The 20,736-nt window shown below is 43.6% G+C and carries 16 protein-coding genes; 4 read left to right on the top strand and 12 right to left on the bottom strand.

The features are described from left to right. Nucleotides 1-28: 28 nt before the first annotated feature. Entirely contained in the window at nt 29-943 is a 915-nt protein-coding gene (locus CXF60_RS04315; protein WP_102090945.1) for a MaoC family dehydratase, read from the bottom strand. A 324-nt stretch (nt 944-1,267) separates the two neighbouring features. Continuing rightward, a complete protein-coding gene (locus CXF60_RS04310; protein ID WP_102090944.1) occupies nt 1,268-2,668 on the bottom strand; it encodes a 3-oxoacyl-ACP reductase in 1,401 nt (466 codons plus the stop codon). A 548-nt stretch (nt 2,669-3,216) separates the two neighbouring features. On the opposite strand from CXF60_RS04310, the gene CXF60_RS04305 reads away from it, so the two are divergent. Beyond that, nucleotides 3,217-4,731, top strand: a complete 1,515-nt coding sequence (locus tag CXF60_RS04305) for an acetyl-CoA C-acetyltransferase (protein WP_102090943.1) — start codon at nt 3,217-3,219, stop codon at nt 4,729-4,731. 185 nt (nt 4,732-4,916) lie between these two features. Further along, on the top strand, nt 4,917-5,996 hold the full coding sequence (ppk2, locus tag CXF60_RS04300; protein WP_228707040.1) for a polyphosphate kinase 2: 1,080 nt from the start codon (nt 4,917-4,919) through the stop codon (nt 5,994-5,996). 166 nt (nt 5,997-6,162) lie between these two features. Here ppk2 and CXF60_RS04295 read toward each other — a convergent pair whose 3' ends face one another. From CXF60_RS04295 to rsmG, 10 genes are all read right to left on the bottom strand, one after another. Next, nucleotides 6,163-6,510, bottom strand: a complete 348-nt coding sequence (locus CXF60_RS04295) for a PilZ domain-containing protein (protein ID WP_102090942.1) — start codon at nt 6,508-6,510, stop codon at nt 6,163-6,165. A 111-nt stretch (nt 6,511-6,621) separates the two neighbouring features. Then, complete coding sequence (locus CXF60_RS04290) at nt 6,622-7,752, bottom strand: DNA polymerase III subunit delta' (protein WP_102090941.1); 1,131 nt, start codon at nt 7,750-7,752, stop codon at nt 6,622-6,624. 104 nt (nt 7,753-7,856) lie between these two features. After that, complete coding sequence (gene kdsB, locus CXF60_RS04285; RefSeq protein WP_102090940.1) at nt 7,857-8,669, bottom strand: 3-deoxy-manno-octulosonate cytidylyltransferase; 813 nt, start codon at nt 8,667-8,669, stop codon at nt 7,857-7,859. Between the two features lie 49 nt (nt 8,670-8,718). Further along, the gene (lpxK, locus tag CXF60_RS04280) at nt 8,719-9,849 is read right to left on the bottom strand and encodes a tetraacyldisaccharide 4'-kinase (protein ID WP_102090939.1); all 1,131 of its coding nucleotides are present in this window, start codon (nt 9,847-9,849) and stop codon (nt 8,719-8,721) included. A 66-nt stretch (nt 9,850-9,915) separates the two neighbouring features. Next, nucleotides 9,916-11,703 carry a lipid A export permease/ATP-binding protein MsbA gene (gene msbA / locus CXF60_RS04275; RefSeq protein ID WP_102090938.1) on the bottom strand — a complete coding sequence of 596 codons (1,788 nt, stop codon included), beginning with the start codon at nt 11,701-11,703 and terminating at the stop codon, nt 9,916-9,918. A gap of 75 nt (nt 11,704-11,778) precedes the next feature. After that, nucleotides 11,779-12,210 (bottom strand): ExbD/TolR family protein, encoded by a 432-nt coding sequence (locus tag CXF60_RS04270; protein ID WP_057759437.1) that lies wholly within the window; start codon nt 12,208-12,210, stop codon nt 11,779-11,781. 65 nt (nt 12,211-12,275) lie between these two features. Continuing rightward, a complete protein-coding gene (locus CXF60_RS04265) occupies nt 12,276-13,001 on the bottom strand; it encodes a MotA/TolQ/ExbB proton channel family protein (protein WP_102078569.1) in 726 nt (241 codons plus the stop codon). 85 nt (nt 13,002-13,086) lie between these two features. Then, nucleotides 13,087-14,256, bottom strand: a complete 1,170-nt coding sequence (locus CXF60_RS04260) for a ParB/RepB/Spo0J family partition protein (RefSeq protein WP_102090937.1) — start codon at nt 14,254-14,256, stop codon at nt 13,087-13,089. Nucleotides 14,257-14,414: 158 nt separating this feature from the next. Further along, a complete protein-coding gene (locus CXF60_RS04255) occupies nt 14,415-15,194 on the bottom strand; it encodes a ParA family protein (RefSeq protein ID WP_102090936.1) in 780 nt (259 codons plus the stop codon). 238 nt (nt 15,195-15,432) lie between these two features. After that, nucleotides 15,433-16,149: a 16S rRNA (guanine(527)-N(7))-methyltransferase RsmG gene (rsmG, locus tag CXF60_RS04250; RefSeq protein WP_102090935.1), complete on the bottom strand. Its 717-nt coding sequence runs from the start codon at nt 16,147-16,149 to the stop codon at nt 15,433-15,435. Nucleotides 16,150-16,506: 357 nt separating this feature from the next. On the opposite strand from rsmG, the gene CXF60_RS04245 reads away from it, so the two are divergent. Continuing rightward, a complete protein-coding gene (locus CXF60_RS04245; protein WP_102090934.1) occupies nt 16,507-19,347 on the top strand; it encodes an ATP-binding protein in 2,841 nt (946 codons plus the stop codon). Between the two features lie 227 nt (nt 19,348-19,574). Beyond that, the gene (locus CXF60_RS04240; RefSeq protein WP_102090933.1) at nt 19,575-20,717 is read left to right on the top strand and encodes a helix-turn-helix transcriptional regulator; all 1,143 of its coding nucleotides are present in this window, start codon (nt 19,575-19,577) and stop codon (nt 20,715-20,717) included. The last annotated feature ends 19 nt before the right edge of the window (nt 20,718-20,736 follow it).

The following is a 20,736-nucleotide window of genomic DNA, read 5'->3' as shown; positions in this document are numbered from 1 at the left end:
GTAAAATAGAAGCTTTATGATGTTTATATTACTTGCTGTCGCTCTTTAAGGTTACAACACCCGCCAAATGCGGTTTATTGTTTTTAGAGCTATATAATCCAAACTCACAAGTATCATCTACGTTTGTAAGTTGGGCTACTGGCTCAGCAATCAGCTCTACTTCAGCTGGCAAAAAGATAGGCAGCTTAAATGAGACGTCAATTGTGTAAGCATCAGGCAAGTCACCCATCAGAGCAAGGCACTTAGCCTTTGACCACATACCGTGCGCAATCGCTTTAGGGAAACCAAACGCACGTGCTGATAGTGGATGCAAATGAATCAAGTTAAAATCGCCTGAGACAAAAGCATAACGACGACCGATATCTTCTGGCACTTCAAAAATGCTATGAACACCCTCTTCGTTTACTTCAGGCTTGACCATTACCGGACGCGGCGCGCTCTTTTTATCTTTACTGCTAGGTTTTTTGCTACGTGATAAATAAGTCGATGTACCTTCCCAGATGACTTCATCTTCTGACTTTACGATAGTGACAAAGTCAAACTGCTGACCTTGGGCATGATCGCGTAGGTTATCAAAAGTGACCGACATTGCTACTGTTTCACGTTCTCCAATCGGGCGATACTGGGTAACGCTATTATCAACGTGAACAAGACCTAACATGGCAAATGGGAATGGCTCTTTGACCATCATGTTCATTTGTAGCGTCTGTGACAATACCGAGAAGTAAGTCGCTGGCACTTTGCCATCATCAGCAAAACCGCAAATTTTGCGATAGTCATCTAGGTTTTCTTGATCGATATGCAAGTCATCTACATAGTAAGTAGATTGTGGCAACTGGTCTCTACTAACCTTGCCACCATTACCGATAGGCAATAAGCTTTTGACAATATTGGCATAAGTGGTGTGCGCTTTTGGCAACGCATCATAATGTTTGTCTGACATAAGTACATCCTAAGTGTGGCTTGAACAAGTTCTTTAACGTTTATAAAGACAATCTGCAGTCATTGACTAAAGCCTACTATTAAATCATCTAATAAGCATTAAATTTAATCAACCTCATGAGTATCTTTAATAGCAAAAAATAGTTTGGCTATTGGTTCTTGTGTTTTTATCATAAAAAAGCCACCCTTGGGCAGCTTTATTACACTTTATCAGAGATTATTTCGTAAGCATATGTGATACAAACGAGGAATAATAGCTCATATGATACAACTACTGTCTCTATCTGTACCTTATTTCTCACATATACCTGTCAATTAATCAACATTATGCACCAAGTAAGCTTTGACCACAGACGCGAACCGTGTTGCCATTTAGACCGCCAGACGCAGGTGAAGCAAACCATGCGATAGTCTCAGCCACATCTACTGGTAAGCCGCCTTGGCTCATTGAGTTCATGCGGCGACCAGCTTCACGAATAGCAAATGGAATGGCTTCTGTCATTTGGGTTTCGATGAAACCAGGAGCGACTGCATTGATCGTCATGCCTTTAGCATTGTCTTCTAATTGCTTAGCAGTTGCGTTAACCAAACCAATTACCCCAGCTTTAGAAGTGGCATAGTTGGTCTGACCCATGTTGCCCGCGATACCTGAAATTGAAGACACACATACGATACGTGCGTTTTCTTTCAGTACGTCATTGTCCAACAAGTAGCGGTTCAATCTAGCGATACTGCCTAAGTTGATATCAATGACCATGTTCCATTTTTTCTCATCCATCTTAGCCAACGTCTTATCACGAGTCACGCCAGCATTATGGATGATTGAATCTAGACCACCACGTTTTTGAGCAGCGTCAGCGATTTCTGCACCAGCATCTTCACTAGTGATATCTACCGTCAAAGCAGAACCACTGATTTCGCTAGCAACTTTTTGTAAGTCAGCTTGCTGCTGTGGTACATCTAGACAGATAACATGAGCCCCTTCACGAGCCAACACACGAGCGATAGCTTCACCAATACCGCGACTTGCGCCAGTCACTAGCATCGTCTTGCCGCCCAAAGGCTGGTTCCAGTCAACATCGACTGAGCTGCCTTTACTGACACGTACTACTTGTCCTGATACATAAGCTGAACGAGCTGAGGTAAAAAAGCGTAAGGTTGAATCTAGGTTTTGCTCTGCGCCTTCTTCAACATAAATCAGCTGCGCTGTAATACCGCGCTTGAACTCTTTGCCCACTGACTTCACAAAACCTTCAAGCGAGCGTTGAGCCATTGCAGATTCAATATCCGTGATGTTCTCTGGCGTACGACCAACCACAACCACACGGCCTGATTTTTCTACGCGGCGTGCAACTGTATGGAAAAACTCATAAAGCTCTTTTAGCTGTTCAGCATTGCTGATATTACTGGCATCAAAAAGCAGTACTTTGAATTGATCGTCGCCGCCCGTGTTGGCTTTTGCCTCTACGCCTGCATCAGCAAGTGCGTCTTTGATGTCATCGCTGCTGTTTACATATACTTCGGCATGGACGTCTGACAGGATACGTGCAACAGACTCACTGACACTCTTGTCATCACCAGTAGCACGGCCAACCAATACGCTACCACGCACCAAACGCTCACCGCTTTCGAAACGATCAAGCGTCGTTGGCATTGGCAAACCTAAGTTTTTTGCTACTTTTTTGCCAATAGAAGATTGAACAAAATCACCGTAACGGTCTGACATAATATAATCCTTATAATTAATGATTCGTATAATAATAAAAAATGCAATGAATCTATTATATAGAGACATTGACATCGTCATTATTTAAATTTAGTAAATCGCCTCAAAACTAGCCTAACTATACACTTCCCTTATAAACAAGTCCAAAAACAGATAATGTCTACAACAATCTGTAAACAAGTCAGTATACAAGCCAGTCGTTTTTAGCAGCGTTAAGCGCCACTATAACATGTTAAAATCCGACCTATAGGTTATGGCATACTTAATTATTGATAACAATATATTATCAAACGTACTGTTATGCAATGCTAATATTTCTTACTAGTCAGTCTATTAGAGCGGTGCGTCATGGTCATGAATCTACTACCGACCTCATACAAGCGTCACATAGTTTGCTAAAGAGATACATTAAGTGAATAAAAACGCCTTATGATAAACAGCTGTACTGCGTAATAAATGATAATATTTGCTTGTATAAAATAACTTAACTATTTTTTATTATTACCTATCACTTTTTACTTCTACCCATACTTTTTAAGGATAATATTATGAGTAATAAAAACAATCATCCAGATAGCCCTGTTGTTGAAAGTACAGTTGTTAAAGCAACGGATACAAAATCAGATACAGCAAAAAAAGAAAACGCTGCAAAAAGCACCACGACTAAAGACACCAGCGCTAAAGAAACTGCTAGCAAAAAAACGGTCGATGGAAAAGTGGAAACCACTGCTGCTAAAAAACCTGCTCCAGCTAAAAAAGCCAGCGCGAGCAAACCAGCTTCAAACCTAAACCGTGTTGCGATCTTAGGTGGTAACCGTATTCCATTCGCGCGCTCAAATGGATCATACGCTGATGTTAGCAACACAGACATGCTAACCGCTGCATTGGACGGTTTGGTTGAGCGTTATAACCTACAAGGCGAAACCGTAGGTGAAGTGGTATCTGGCGCAGTTATGAAACTTAGCCGTGATATCAACCTTACTCGTGAAGCCACATTAAATACCGCGCTAAACCCGCATACGCCAACTTATGATATTTCACAAGCTTGCGGTACTGGCTTACAAGCGACCTTTGCTTCTGCTAACAAGATTGCACTTGGTCTGATCGATTCGGCAATCACTGGCGGTGTAGATACTACTTCTGACGCTCCTATTGCTGTCGGCGATGGCTTGCGTAAAGTACTGATCAAACTTGGTGCGGCAAAAGACAACAAGCAACGTCTAAAAGCGTTAATGGGTCTAAACCCAAAAGACTTAATCGATTCACCGCAAAATGGTGAGCCGCGCACTGGTCTATCAATGGGCGATCATCAAGCGATTACCACGCTTGAATGGAATATCAGCCGTGAAGCGCAGGATGAGCTTGCATTTAACAGCCATCAAAACCTAGCACGCGCTTATGACGAAGGTTTCTTTGACGACTTGATCACGCCGTACAAAGGCCTGACTCGTGATAACAACTTGCGTCCAGATACTACATTAGAAAAACTGGGTAAATTAAAGCCAGTTTTTGGTAGAAAAAATGCTAACCCAACGATGACAGCTGCCAACTCTACGCCGCTTACTGACGGTGCTTCTTGTGTACTACTAGGTACTGATGAGTGGGCAAAAGAGCACGGTCTAAAGCCACTTGCTTATATCGTCCACCAAGAAACCGCAGCGGTAGACTTTATTGGTAAATCTGGCACGACAGAAGGCTTACTAATGGCACCAGCTTATGCGGTACCACGTATGCTTGAGCGCGCTGGTCTGACTCTACAAGACTTTGACTTTTATGAGATTCATGAAGCCTTCGCTTCACAAGTACTATCAACCCTAGCTGCTTGGGAAGATGAGAAATTCTGTGAAGAGCGCTTAGGCTTAGATGCCCCGCTAGGGTCCATTGATCGTAGCAAATTAAACGTAAACGGTTCATCACTAGCGGCAGGTCATCCATTTGCGGCAACTGGTGGTCGTATTTTAGCTACTGCTGCTAAATTATTGGATCAAAAAGGTTCAGGTCGTGCACTTATTTCTATCTGCGCAGCAGGTGGTCAAGGCGTGACTTGTATCCTAGAAAAATAAGCTTGGTCACTTTTAAGTGAACAAGATACGCTGACTTATTATTTTAATCAGTACATATCTATCAATAAAAAATGCCCTTTAATTTATTTAAAGGGCATTTTTTATTGTCTGTACTTTGCTATGATAGAAACGACCTAGATAGTAGCCTCTTAAAAAAGCCGATACGCAAAACAAAGGTAATATTTATGGGTAAGACAAAAATTTTATTAAGAAAAATGAGGCAAGTCATTTTTGGCTCTGAAAAACTGGTGATGACAGAACCGCTTACAACCGCTGATTTTCAATCTCTAACGACTGAGGAGGATTTAGATCGGTACCATCAGGAACAAGCCATTCTTACTGAACGCATCGAAAAAGACATTCTTGATGATGATTTACGTCGAAAAATGCACCAAGACTTAATCGATACATATGATGAAGAACTAGAAAATGAAATAGATGACTATGCACGTGACTTTCGTTTTAACGGACGTGAGATGAGCGAGCAAGAAAAACTGGATCGACGCACCTACTTTCAAGAGTTGGTACGACTACAGCGAGAACTGATAAAACTACAAGATTGGGTCGTTGATCGCGGTGAGCGTATCGTCGTTATCTTTGAAGGGCGGGATTCTGCTGGTAAAGGTGGTGCCATTAAACGCATTACCCAACGATTAAACCCACGCGTGTGCAGGGTAGCTGCCCTGCCGGCTCCCACTGAGCGTGAGCAAACACAGTGGTACTTCCAACGTTACGTAGCCCACTTGCCTGCAGCAGGCGAAATCGTATTGTTTGACCGTAGTTGGTACAACCGCGGAGGCGTTGAGCGTGTTATGGGGTTTTGTACTGACGCGCAATATGAAGAATTTTTTCAATCAGTACCAGAGTTTGAGCGTATGCTCGTACGCTCAGGCATTCGCTTAGTAAAATACTGGTTTTCTATCACTGATGATGAGCAACATGCACGATTTATGAGCCGAATATATGATCCGCTTAAGCAGTGGAAACTCTCACCAATGGACCTACAGTCGCGCCGACGCTGGGAAGATTACACTAAAGCGAAAGAAACCATGTTTGAGCGCACTCATATTCCTGAAGCACCTTGGTGGGTTGTCGAAGGCAATAATAAAAAACGTGCTAGGCTGAACTGTATTGCCCATTTGCTCGACCAAATCCCTTACAAAGAAGTGCCTCGTGACGAAATTGAGTTACCCAATCGCAAACGCGATGATGAGTACTACCGCGAACCTATTCCCGATGATATGTATGTGCCGCCTCGTTATTAAGCGACTAGCGCCTACTACTATAAAAATCTAAAGAAACTTGATCTAAAAAAGCAGCCTTACTAATTAATAAAGCTGCTTTTTTTTATATTTATAAGTTAAAAATCACAGCCAAACTCATCAAAGATACAGGTGTGATTTCTAGATACTACCTAGTTATTAATAGATACTACATAGTATAAGTCGATTGCAAGCTATCGATTTTTCCCGCTAGCAAGCGCTCAACTTCATTCTTGATTCTTTGGCCAGAGACATCATTACCAATTTGCACAGCAAACCCTGCAGGTCGACTGCCCTGACTCTTAGAGTTAATCCAAACCACCTTACCATTCATTGGTAGGCGCTCACTAGAGTTGGGTAGCGTGATAGCGATAAACACCTCATCACCCAATTGCTGAGATTTGTCAGATGGTACAAACAAAGCGCCATTACTGACAAAAGATAAATAGCTGGCATATAACATTTCGATACTTTCATAATGACAGGTTAAAATCCCGCCACGTCCTGGCATTGCCATAGTCAGCTTCCTTCATCAACTGGGTTTAATATGTGTATATAAATAATTGATAGTATATAGTTAAGAACAATTGTAAATTTTCGAGCACTAATTAAATGCTCAAGCATGGCTCTATAAGCTTGCCAACTCTTGCATTAGCTTATCATAGGCAAATTTTTCTTGCACATTTTGTTGCAGTGCGATTTTGGTCTGCTGCACGCTGTTGGCAAATGCCTCTAACCCGCTATCAGTAGGATGATAAGTCGCCAATATCGTTGATAGATTGACATCCGTTTGTAGTTCACTCAGCCCCAAACAGACACGGCGTATATCAAGGAGCATCAGCTCAGACAGCTGTATAAATTCTTTAATATTAAGCTGACCTTGCCAATAATCACTCGCCGCCACACCACTGCGTTTACCGCTACGTAGCGCCTGCCATGTGGTCAACCATAAGCTGCGCTTGCTATACCATGGTGCTTGTGCCAAAGCTATAGCAGCTAACGGCGCACCATTGGCCAGTTGTATCAACTGCTCAATCGCAGCGGTACCGACGGCTTCGCGGTTAATCGTATGACCTAGCGCCTGCGTCACATAATCGACAGCAACAGTCGGCTCAATTGTCTGTAATGCTAACTGTTGCACACGACTCTTAATCGTTGGCAATAGTTGAGCAGGCGTATCACTAATCAAAAACAGATGCACCTGCGCTTGCGGTTCTTCCAATGTCTTAAGCAGCGCATTAGCAGCGGCCACCGTCATTTTTTCAGCGTGATCTAATACACAGATGCGCATCCCTTGCCCGCCTTGATAAATAAAAGGCTGCAAAGCACGAATATCATCTACTTTGATCTTAAGTGCGCTATTGCTAGTAGCTTTAGCGCCTTTTTTATCTTTTGCGCTATTTGATTTTTCTTGAAGCGCATCGCTTTCGGCACTGATCGGCATACTAACGAGTGGTAATACTTGCAAGCTCGGATGAGTTCCCGACTTGAGCCACTGACAACTCTCACATACTTCACAAGCACCTAGTGGGTGTGTACCACGCTCACGGCACAATAGCCAAGCGACCAATCGCCATACAAAGGCGCGTTTGCCCATACCTTGCATACCAGCAGCGAGCAATGCATGCGGCAAGGACTGCTGCTTAATTACGCGCTCGGTCAACTGTAACCACAGTACTTTTTGCCATGGCAATAGTGGCGCAAAATATATACGGTCTGTGTTATCTAGTGCGTCCATATTTCCTGTCAAATTATTCATGGTTATGGCTCTATCACATTGATTAAGTATTTTAGGTATAGCCACGACAACAATACTTTAGCGTTGTAGGAAACTTAGAATCGCACGCAACTTTGCTCAGACTATTACTTAGTAGAGTTTTGAAAGTTATCTAAGCTCATCGCGTTTAGACGGTCTAAATCTTCTTGTGTATCGACACCCGCTGGTAACTGACAGGCAGCTTCTGCGATAGCGATATGCTGACCGTTTTCTAAAACACGTAACTGCTCTAAGCTTTCAAGTATCTCAAGTGGCGTTTGTGGCCAGTTTACGAACTGCTGTAATAGACTGACACGATAAGCGTATAAACCCAAATGGCGATAGGCGTTCTTTGGTGGTTGCATCTGGTTATTATCAGCTAATACAACATCACGATCACAAGGAATCGGTGCACGGCTAAAATAGAGCGCACGTTGTGAGTTATTAGCAAATTGGCTGACTACTTTTACTACCGATGGTTTTTGGAACGTATCATAGTCATCGATAGGCTCACAGAGTGTGGCCATCACGCTATCATCATCCGCTACCAAGAGCGCCTGTACTTGCTCCAAAAGCAATGGCGGTACAAGGGGTTCATCGCCTTGCATATTCACCACAATATCATGCTCAGCCCAACCTTTGATAGCTGCTACTTCTGCCAAGCGATCCGTCCCTGAAGCATGCTCACTACTGGTCATAACCACATCAAAACCTGCATCGATGCAAACTTTTGCAATTTGCTCATCATCGGTCGCTATACACATGTCATCAGCAAAACTTGCTGTCTGCGCTTTTTCTGCTACCCAAAGTATCATCGGCTTACCATGAATAGTTAGCAATGGCTTACCAGGTAAACGCGTACTCTTGAAACGTGCAGGAATCACGATATGGGTTTTGGCGGGCGTGGTGGCGAACGACATGGCGTATTCCTATAAAAGTGGTACGGAAATTTAAGATATTAGTTGATATTTATAATGAGGCTGACGTGTTCATATCATGGTCGATGCGAATCCCTAGCGCCTTTAGCTGCGCATCTAGATTATGATAACTATTCTCTGATAATACAGCCGTCACTGGCAACACCCATAGTCTACTGACAAGTTCTACATACTCACCACTGAGTGCTTGTGTCGCTGTATAGTCTGCCAATAATGCGCTGATTTTTACCGCATCTTTACTGGTTACGATGATAGGATAGTCACCATATTGTAAAAGCTCAGCCAAACTAAAATCATAGTGATCAGGGTAAGGATGCCCTATGACCTCAAAGCCAATAGATTCCAAGGTATCAAAAAACCGCTGTGGATAGCCGATACCACTAACAGCATGGACGCGGCTATTATTAGTAGGTTTAACACTATTTAGTTGAGCTGTGCTCGATGTATGACTCCATAGGCGCTGTAACTCAGCTGGTTGCAAATGCATGGTCAAACGGTCAGTAGACTGTATCTTATTACCACCTCTAGAAGTCTGAGTTAAATGCGTACTTGGCTTTTCATGATAGATAACATTTGCACCCTCTAATCGTGACATTGGCTCACGCAAAAAGCCCGTTGGCAATAGTTGCTTGTTACCAAACCCACGGGCGGCATCTACCACAATCCATTCGATATCGCGCTGTAGTGCATAATGCTGCAAACCATCATCTGCAATAATCAATTGCAAATCAGGCTCTGCCTTTAATAGAGTAGCAATCGCTTGCTGGCGATCGGGGCACACTGCTATAGCAGTGCCTGTCATATGAGCAATCAAGCACGGCTCATCCCCGACTATATGGGGTAAGCTGGTAGCACTAACCAATGCAGGCATTTGACTCGTATCACCGCCATACCCACGACTGATTATCCCTACCTTTACGCCTTTTTTCTGTAAGTAGCTAACCAGAGCAATAATCAGCGGCGTCTTACCACTACCGCCCACACTGATATTACCAATGACCATCACGGGAATAGGTGCTCGATAGCTTGATAGTAGGCCAGCCTTATAAGCTTGGCGACGCAGCATCGTAATTAGACCGTATAACCAACTGATAGGCAGCAACAACCACAACCAAACAGCTTGACGTTGCCATGCGCGGGTGACTGTCGTCTCAATACTCATTAATCAATGTCGCTTATCTTATTGGTTCATGGCTGCGTGAAAATTGGCTAAAAATTTCTAAACTGGCTACTCGAAATCTCGAGCATACATTTGCGCATAGTGGCCTTGCAGCTGCATTAGCTCATTATGCGTTCCTAACTCAACAATCTGGCCGCCATCCATCACAGCAATACGATCCGCTGATTCGATAGTCGTCAGTCGATGGGCAATGACCAATGTAGTACGGTCTTTCATCACATTATCTAGCGCTTGCTGGATATAATATTCAGACTCATTGTCAAGCGCGCTAGTGGCTTCATCTAAAATTAGAATCGGTGCATCTTTTAGTAGCGCACGAGCAATAGATAATCGCTGACGCTGACCACCAGATAGTTGCAACCCTTCGGCACCAATTTCACTCTGATAGCCATTTGGCATTTTCATAATAAAGTCATGAGCGAAGGCATCTTTTGCTGCTTGTTCAACCTCAGCTTGAGTCTTGTCAGCTAGGCTGCCGTAAGCAATATTATTAAATACGGTGGTATTAAACAATACTACCTGCTGGTTCACCATTGCAATCTGAGCACGCAAACTCTCTAACTTAATATCTTCAATTGGTATACCATCCAATGTGATTTGCCCTGAAGACGCCTCTAGAGTGCGTGTTAATAAATTGACCAATGACGACTTGCCCGCGCCACTTCGCCCGACTAATGCAACTGTCTCGCCTGCTTTGATATTCAAGGTAAAGTCACGTAGAGCCACCGTCGAATCTGGATATACCAAGCTGATATTATCTAACGACATTTGCCCTGATAGCGCTTTGCTGATTGTGCCCGTGTCTTCTTCTTCTGGCTCATCAAGTAGCGCAAAAATCGACTCACCAGCAGCCAGACCTTTTTGCAGCTTCTGATTAATATCAGTTAGTGAACGTACTGGCTTACTCAATAAACCTGCTGCTGCAATGTAGGAGATGAACTCACCTGCTGAAATATCATCTATTACTGCAGGTCGCAACGCAAGCCAGACGACAACGGCCATCGCAACCGCCATCAACAGCTGTACGGCTGGCGTATTAATACTATTGGTAACAACTACCTTCATACCTTGGCGTAAGTTTTTCTTGGATGTCTTATCAAAACGTGCTGATTCGTATGATTGACCACCGTAATTTTTGACCACTTGATAGCCGCCGATGACTTCATTAGTAATGTGACTGACATTACCCATCGTCTCTTGGATACCTTTTGAGAGTCGTAGATAGCGCTTTGATGCAATGCGCACCAGCCATAGTATTGGTGGCAATACCACAAATAAAATAAGCGTTAGACGCCAATTGCTATAGAACAAAAAACCAATCAACGCGACGACGGTCAAACCATCACGCAGCAAAGTCTTCATTGAGTCTGTACTGGCGGCCGTGACCTGTTCAACATCAAATATCAATTTCGATGAAATCGTACCGGCTGGATTGGCCAAATAAAACGAACTAGGCAAGCGCAGTAACTTATTAAAAACTTCTACGCGTAGCTCATAGACTAAGTTGCGTGAGACCAATGCAGAGTAATAGTTACCCAAAAAACTACCAACCCCGCGCACAAAGAATAGCAATATAATCAATAGCGGAAATAAGGCTTGTTTGCTTCGATCATTCTGATTGATAGCATCAGTAATATATTGCAAGAGCTTGGCAGTCCAAATCTCTGTCCCTGCATTAATCGCAAAACCTAAAGCTGTCAATAGCAATGCCCACCAGTAAGGCTTTAAATACCTTAACAAGCGTAATAACGTCTTGCTCTTAGGGATAACGGGCGATACTGCCGATGCATTTTTATCAGAAGATTTTTTAGAGTCAGGTAAATAAGCTTGGCTCATAAAAGCCTCAATTTGGGTATCGTGGTATGGATGGGCTGTGTGTCACACAGTTTTATGATGGTAAGGCTGTCTATGTTACTGCGGTAGCGTTTGGCCAAGTGGCACCACTGTACTGATGTTTAAATTCAAAAATCCGAGCTTTCCAGCGATATCCATTACTCGTACCACAGACTGATGAGTTGCATTGGCATCCGCTGCAATGACAAATAGCATATCGCGATTACTGCCCGCCTCTTGCTGCAACATGCTGGTCAGTTCAGCCTCATTGCTACTAGCAAGTGTAATGCCGTTGACCAAATAGCTGCCATCCTCTTGCACAGCTACTTCGATACTGTTGTTTTGTTCTGTCAGTGCGACACCTTCCGCTTCCGGAAGAATAATATTTAAACGACTAAAATGATTGAATGAGGTAGCAAGTAATAAAAACACAATCAAAAACAGTAAACAATCAATCATCGGTGTTAGATTAATTTCAAGTGGTTCAACCGTTGGTTTTCTAAAACGCATATCAATCTCTTTAATTCATCTACCATATATAGGCTCAAGACTTCTATTCTCTAAAACCGTATTGACTACACTGCCGCTATGCTAGTCTTATCCGAATCCAACCCACCGAATGAACGTTCTTGCACAATACTATCTTCTATTGCCATACGGCCCGAAGATGTAGATGCCTGCGTACTAGCAAGCAAGTGATAATCATACAGCTCTTGAATCATGAGCCCTGCTTGAGTCTCAAACTGAGCATTAATATCAATGATACGGCGCTGAAAATAACGATAAGCAACCAACGCAGGGATAGCAACAATCATACCAGCAGCGGTAGTGATTAGTGCCTGTGATACGCCAGCAGCTAGCATCGTCGGGTCTTGCATGGCACCATCGGTAATCGCCAAGAACGAAGAGATGATCCCTAGTACCGTACCTAACAGGCCAAGTAACGGCGCTATCGCACCGATAGTTCCTAACATATTGATGTTTTTTTCTAACTGATGAACCTGGACACTGGCACGATTTTGCATGTGCATCGTCATCGACTCTAGCCCATACTGGCGATATAGCAAACCCGTTGCCAAGATATCGCCAAGCGCCGTCTTTTCTTTTACATTCATCAACTGTGTGCGGCCAATATCACCATTTTCACGTAAACGAGTTATCAGCTGTTCGCGCAACCTGCTAGGAGCAACTTTGTTAAACTGTAGCGTATGACTACGTTCAATGATGATGACTAATGCCAATATAGAACAGACCACGATAGGTGTCATCAGCCAGCCACCTGCTTTTACCAACTCCCACATACCCACTCTCTTCCATATTTTTGCAAAAATAGTTATTCAAAAGCGACTTAGCATTTAGATAGATACGGCTAACTCGCAAACGTTATTAAGCCTGAGCTTCTATATGTTTGATCAACGCAGCTAATTGGTCTTGATTGTGGAAAAATATCTCAACACTACCTTGACCATCTTTTTTATGTTTGAGTTTGACTTCAGCACCAAGCATGTCTGTCAATCTTTGGGTCAAACGCTCTACATCACGAGATTGTGCTTGTTCAGCACGATTGATTTTGGGCGCTGGCTGCAAGATTGATTTGACCAACTTTTCAGCTTCTCGCACGGTCATACCGCCATCAATAATTTTTTGCGCGATGATAGGTTGTTGTTCAGAGGACAATGCTAAAAGTGTACGAGCATGACCCATATCTAGCGCACTATTGGCCAAATGGTCTTTTACTGCATCATGCAGCTGATTTAAACGCAGTAGATTCGATACTGTCGTACGCGCTTTGCCAACGACTTCAGCAATCATGGCATGACTCATACCAAATTCGGTATGAAAGCGCTGCAATGCTGCTGCCTGCTCAATTACTGATAAGTCTTCGCGCTGAATGTTTTCAATCAGTGCCAATGCAATCGCTAACTCATCAGATAAGGCGCGCTCAATCGCAGGGATAACCGCTTTTCCTGCCATTTTTGCTGCGCGCCAGCGACGTTCACCAGCGATAATTTCGTGAGTGACAAATGCTTCACTCTTATCTTCGTTTGCCAACAGTGGACGGATAACGATAGGCTGCATCACGCCATGCTGCTCAATAGAAGACGCCAATTCTGCAAGTGCTGTCTCACTCATATCACGACGAGGCTGATACTTACCTGCTTGCAAGCGTGTGACATCGATTTGTACAAGGCTAATCTGGTCTTCAGTTGCGCTCGTATCTGCACTATTGCCGCGCGATTTGTTGAGCGACGCCTTGCTGGTAGCACGAGATGAACGTGGCGCGCGAGTGCTATTCTCACTAGCAGTATCGTTATCAGTAATCTTCGCAGATGATTTTTTACTGGCTTTTGTTGGAGTGATATCAGGCGCTATATCTGTGGATACAGTATCTATAGGCGCATTAGTATCTACAGGCACATTAATATCTGGCGCAGCATTTTCACGCGCCACCATGTCGTCTTGCAAGGCAGAGGCGGTAATTTGCTTTTCTTTTTTGATTGACCCTAATAAGGCATCTAAGCCCCGATTAGCAGCCAACCCTCTTTTCTTCGCCATGATTACCTATCCTCTAACGCTAAAATAAAAGCCAATTGATTACTGATGCGGCTTACTAAATACAATGTTAAGTGTTCTATACTTATGCTGTTCATTTACTGTCTTGATCAGTGACACTTTTTATCTAAAAACCCTTTGTAAGAGACTTTAGATAAAAACTAGTTGCTTTGTTTCATCACTTCAGCGGCCAGCTTTTGATACGCGCGTGCGCCTTTTGACCACCTCTCATACGCAATAACTGGTAAGCCGTGCGCAGGAGCTTCTGCCAAGCGAATATTTCTTGGAATATGAGTCTTGTACATGATATCGCCAAAATGCGCTTCTAGCTCAGTAGATACATCACGGGCAAGCGTGTTACGCGCATCAAATAGCGTTCTGACCACACCGCGAATATATAGCTTAGGGTTCAACTCTGTAAGACGTTCAATCGTTTGTGATAAGTCAGCCAACCCTTCTAGTGCATAGTACTCACACTGCATAGGGATAATCACACTGTCCGTAGCCACCAACGCATTAATCGTCAGCAGGTTCAAACTAGGCGCACAATCGATAATCACATAATCGTATGGCTGCTTTTGCGTAGATATCTGATCGTTAACCAATTCAGCCATCGCAGTTTTGAACAGTTCATGACTGTCCGTCTTGCTCATTAGCGTAATGTCCATGCCAGCCAAATCGCGATTGGCACCGATGACATCGAACCCTGCAGGACTAGTAACAATTGCTTCAGACAACGCGACGCCATCTAGCAAAACGTCCGCTATGGTAAGATCCAACTCGTTTTTGTCAACACCTGTACCACTGGTCGCATTACCTTGTGGGTCTAAGTCAATCAGCAGTACATGCTTGCGTTTAGCGGCCAAGCTGGCGGTCAAATTTACTGCCGTTGTGGTTTTACCCACACCGCCTTTTTGATTCGCAATTGCTATGATTTCCATACACTCACTCAATTTTATTAGGGTCTATTACTTTTGACTCGGTTGGTACGATTATTTTTATTCAATCTTATACAGCGACACTCGCTCAATATTTAAAAATAAGCAATTTATGGTCTAAAATGCTCAGTTTGCGATCGAGCATTTTAAATGCTTTTAAATACTATGTCATTTAGATAAAGACGTAAACTGTGTTTCACAAAAAACAGTGCCTGTTTCATGACTGCGAAGTGTTTATACCTTAGCTATCTTTGGCAGACATTTCAATTAAATGACGACTGTCGTGCAAACGTGGTACCGTCAGCTTGATGGTTTTGATATGCCAATCGCTATCGAGTGCTTGTAGCTCTTCTTTACTCGGCACTTTGCCTTTCATAGCACATAAGAAGCCACCATCTGCTAATCTTGGCTGCGCTACTTCTACAAAATCTATCAAACTGGCAAAAGCTCGCGATGTCACCACCGCATAACTTGCTTCATGCGCTTCAATACGAGATGCAATCGGCTGCATATTACTCAAACCAAGCTCGCTGCTGATTTGCTTAATAAAGCGAATTTTCTTCTGATTGCTATCAAGCGCAGTACACTGGCGCTCAGGCTGACAAATGGCAATAATAACTGCCGGCAACCCTGCTCCCGTGCCGATATCTAGCAACGATCCAGCGGGTAAATGCGTTATAATAGACAGACAATCTATCACATGCTTGATCAGCGCTTCTTCTGGATCAGTGATCGCGGTCAGATTATACGCTTTATTCCATAGTAAAAGCTGGTCTAAGTACAATAATAACGTACGCTGCTGCGTTTCACTTAACGGCAGACCCAGCTCATTTATCGCTTGCGCCAAGATATTAGCCAGCTTTGGCAATTGCGAACCAAGCTTTACGAAACCAGCCGGATCAATATTAGTATTACCCATACTAGCAGACGATGAAGAGTTTTTAGCGGAAGCTGACATACAACGAGTTATCCAGTTTTGACTTGTGAACCGTTTATTTTATCATGCAGTCTGCCCATTGAATAGTTGCAGATTGCGCCAATGTGGGACATCTTATACTATCTACGCTTATCATGAGGCGTTATTCTGCTTTGATTGCCTCCAATTCGCTGATTAATTCATTCGTTTTTTACCAGTTTTACTCAGGCATTTGTCTAAATATGATACAAAACTGCGCTTAATGACTTCGCTAATAGGTGACTATATCTTGTAAGATGTCATGATTGATTATAAAAAACTCAGAATACGCATGACTAGATAAAACCAATCACTTCTCATATTCCTTTAATACTTTTTAAGATGATTTTTCAAACGCCTATGACAGAACAACCCTACACCCCTATATCGCAAGTATCAAAAGACGCTAACAATATGGTAGTACCTACTACCGATACAAAAAATACTAAGCAAACAGCACCTGATATCCCAAACCCTATCTTCATAGAAGTTCAGCAAAATTGTCGCATTTCCGCTGAGCAATTAAAACGCTATAGCGACCCTGATGAGTTGCCTACAGACACACGTACTGCGCCCGACTTAGATGTGGGTTTCGGCCAACAACGCGCGCTTAAAGCATTGCATACAGCGCTGGATATTAAAGCCAGTGGTTACCATGTGTTTGCCGCTGGTGAGAACGGTTTGGGTAAGCGTACTGTGATTAGTCGTCTTTTGACGCGTATTGCCGTCGACGCACCGACGCCTGATGATTGGGTATACGTGCATAATTTCACCGATCCACGCACACCATTGGCGCTGCGTCTACCAGCTGGTCAAGCCTCGCTATTACAACAGCAAGTTAATAACTTATGGCAGCAAGCAAAAAAGCGTTTAAGCCAACGCTTTCGTAGTGATCAATACCAAAGCAAAATCGAAGCCATCAAAAACAGTACTCATCAAAAAGAAAGTCATGCCTATGACGCGCTTAATGCTGAAGGCAAGCAATATGACCTAGCATTGACGTTTCGCTCGTTTGATAATAAAGCCGTATTTGTTCATCCTAGTCAACTGCCTACAGAAAGCAACAGCGGTGATAACAAACAGGTAGAAACACCTAACAAGCAAAAAAATTCAGAAAAGCTCGATGATAGCGAAAAAGTTAACATTTTGAGCGATGAAAATAATGAGCGTAAGGAAAACCAAGATTCTACATATGGCAATAATGAGTATGAAGCTGAGCTGAATAACTTTGTACAAAAAAACCATATGCAAAAGCGTCTGAGTCAATTGACCATCGCTTTAGAGCAACTAGAAGACGAAGCCAACGATGAGATCGAGGCATTACATCGTAGTATTGCCCAACGTGCTTTACAGCCATTATTTACTCCTATTTATGAGCAATTTGCGACTCATCCACTTGTCGTAGCATATCTCAAGGCTGTATTTGATGACATGGTCACTCACGTAGAGCGTATCGTCAATGGCGATGATGAGGAGTTTGTGACGGCAGTGTTGGCTACGACGCCCAGTCGTTATGCAGTCAATGTTATTGTCAGTCACACACCTGACAGTGGCGCGCCCGTGGTTTTTGAGGATTTGCCAACCCATCTCAATTTGTTAGGGCATGTCGAGCAAATCACCCAATTAGGCACAGTAACCACTGACGTGAGTATGATTCGTGCAGGTGCGCTACATCGCGCTAATGGCGGCTATTTACTGTTAGAAGCTAGCCACGTTCTTGAGCATCCTTATGCATGGCAGGGCTTAAAGCGCGCATTACAATCACGAAAAATCAAACTATCAAGTCTAGAGCAAATGCTAACGCTAACCGGTAGCTTGTCTCTCTCACCAGCGCCTATTGATTTAGATATCAAAGTTATCTTATTAGGTGAAGCAGATTTATATTATGAGCTGCTAGAGCTTGAGCCTGAATTTGATGCGGTATTCAAAGTCCGAGCTGACTTTCATGATGATGTGCCTCGTACTACTGAGCATGAATTGGCATTGGTTGCAAAAATGGCTGATATCATCGACTATGCCGACCTTTATCCGTTTGATAGCAGTGCGCAAGCCACGCTACTTGAACATCTAAGCTTGCAAGCTGAAGAGCAAGACCGTTTGAGCCTACACAGTGACTTATTGATTAAACTATTGCATGAATCAAACCGTCACGCGCGTTTAAATAGCGATGATATGGTAACGGCAGATCATGTCACTCAAGCAATCGATGACATGGATGAGCGTTCAGGATATTTGCGCGATCTATACTGGGACGAGCTTAAAAACGGCCAGCAGCTGATCCAAACACAAGGCGATGCTATCGGACAAGTTAATGCGCTTACCGTGGTCAGTTATGCCGATAGTGAGTTTGGCATGCCAGCACGGCTTACTGCGGTCATTCAGCCCAATATTGGCACAGGTGAAATTCTTGATATTGAGCGTGATGTAGACTTGGGCGGTAGTTTACACGCCAAAGGCATGCTGATTATGACCAGCTATTTGCGCGCGCTGTTTAGTCAACATCATGCACTGAATTTTAGTGCCTCACTGGCGTTCGAGCAGAGCTACGCGCAAATCGATGGCGATAGTGCCACCGTTAGCGAAGGCTGTGCATTGCTATCCGCATTAGCAAACGTCCCCATCAATCAGTCTCTTGCGATTACTGGATCTATGAACCAGTTAGGCGAAGTACAGGCAGTTGGTGGCATCAATGCTAAAATCGCAGGTTTCTTCGACGCCTGCCGCGAGCAAGAGCTAACAGGCGATCAAGGCGTCGTCATTCCGATGGCTAATGTCAAACAGCTGATGTTACGTGACGATATTATCGATGCAGTAAATAGAGGCAAATTTCATATCTATGGCGTTTATACTCTCAGTGAGGCCCTGACGCTGATGACTGGCTTGCCCATCGACACCATGAATAAGAAAGGCCGTTATCGTAAAGATACTTTATTTGGCAAAGTATTAAGCCGTCTGATGCTATGGGATGAAAATCAAGAAAGCACGGACGACATCGATGATGAAAAGTCCAAAAAGAAAGCGAAGAAAAAGCGTAAAGAAAAACGCCAAAAGAAAGAAAACAAGAGAATAAAAGAAAAGCGTAAAGGTGAGAGAAGTAATGAGAAAAACAGCGAGGAAAGTAGTAAAAAAAGCGATGCTGAGCCTATTGATGACGCCCTAAACGATACTGAGACAACAGCTATCGATGAAGATGGCAATTAAAATTTGAACGGTACTGCTGATACGCACGCACATTGCTGTTCGACTAGATTCATTGTTATGTCTATGGCTAGATCGAGCAGCAACCATCGAATAGCAACTATTAAATAAACATACGCATGCATGAACGTCGCTAGACGCTACGCTGCTTTTCTGCGATGATTAACGGTTCCTGATCGAGCAATATCGTGCCAGAAACCGACTTGTAACTTCATAAAGGGTATCTCTTAATGACTGTACATCCTACTGATGCTGATAACATCCAAGCTCAGTCCAATCCTAGTGAGCAGGCAGGTGCGCTTGCAGCTGTAGACACTGGCACCTCAAAAGAGGCCAATGCCGCCAATATTAGTGACAATCGACATGGTGCGGCAACGACTGCTCGGCAATGGCAGGTACTATCACAACTACAGCGCAATCGCTGGGTAGGCACAACGCATATTTATGAGCAACTGATGATGGCAGGCTTTGATATCAGCCTACGTACTGTCCAACGTGATTTGAATGCCCTTGCCAAACGCTTCCCTATCGAAAAAAACAATGCCAATCCTCAGGGTTGGCGCTGGAAAGAAGACGCACCATTACAAAGCTTGCCGCATATGAACTTATCACAAGCGGTTGCTTTTAATATGGTCGAGGCAAATCTGACCCAGCTACTGCCACCTGTTATTTTAGATGAATTGTTTCCTTGGTTTGACTTAGCACGGCGACAGCTCAAGAACAGCAAAGTGACCCACTCTTGGATAGACAGAGTGCGTATTGAGCCTGCCACACAGCCGCTTATTGCACCAGATATAGATTTGGACAGTAAAGACAATATTTACCACGCGCTATTTTATCAACTGCAGATTCATGCTTGTTATACTCGTAGCAACAAATTACAAGCCAGCGAATACATCCTAAATCCAATCGCAATTATCCAGCGTGGCGTGATTATCTATCTACTGGCAACTCGTACCGACGACCCAGAAGCCACCATTCGCACCTTTGCCTTACATCGGTTTGATAGTGTTGAGATTCTCGAAACCGCTGCAAAAACGCCAGAGAATTTTCAACTTGATACGTATTTGGATGAAGGCAGCATGGGCTTTAGTCACCCACTGTTTGGCGAATTGGACGAGCGTGGCAAGAATACCGCTGTTGAGCTTAGATTCACTAGGCAAGCTGGTAAGAGTCTGACCGAAAGTAAACTTAATGACGATCAAACCGTTACGCTAAATGAGGATAATACCCTTACTGTAAAAGCTACTGTTAATTTAACCTCACAGCTGGTCTGGTGGCTGCGTGGATTTGGTAGTGGCTTATTAGATGCTAAGCCTGAGCTGCTCTATCAAGCGGTATTAGACAAACCTGCGACAGCAACCAGTGAGTGACATCGCTGACGTGAGACAG

Origin of the sequence: Psychrobacter sp. 4Bb, assembly GCF_002836735.1 — a bacterium.
Lineage (GTDB): Bacteria > Pseudomonadota > Gammaproteobacteria > Pseudomonadales > Moraxellaceae > Psychrobacter.
Note: the sequence above shows the minus strand (reverse complement) of the source record. Positions and strands in the feature narration are given on the sequence as shown.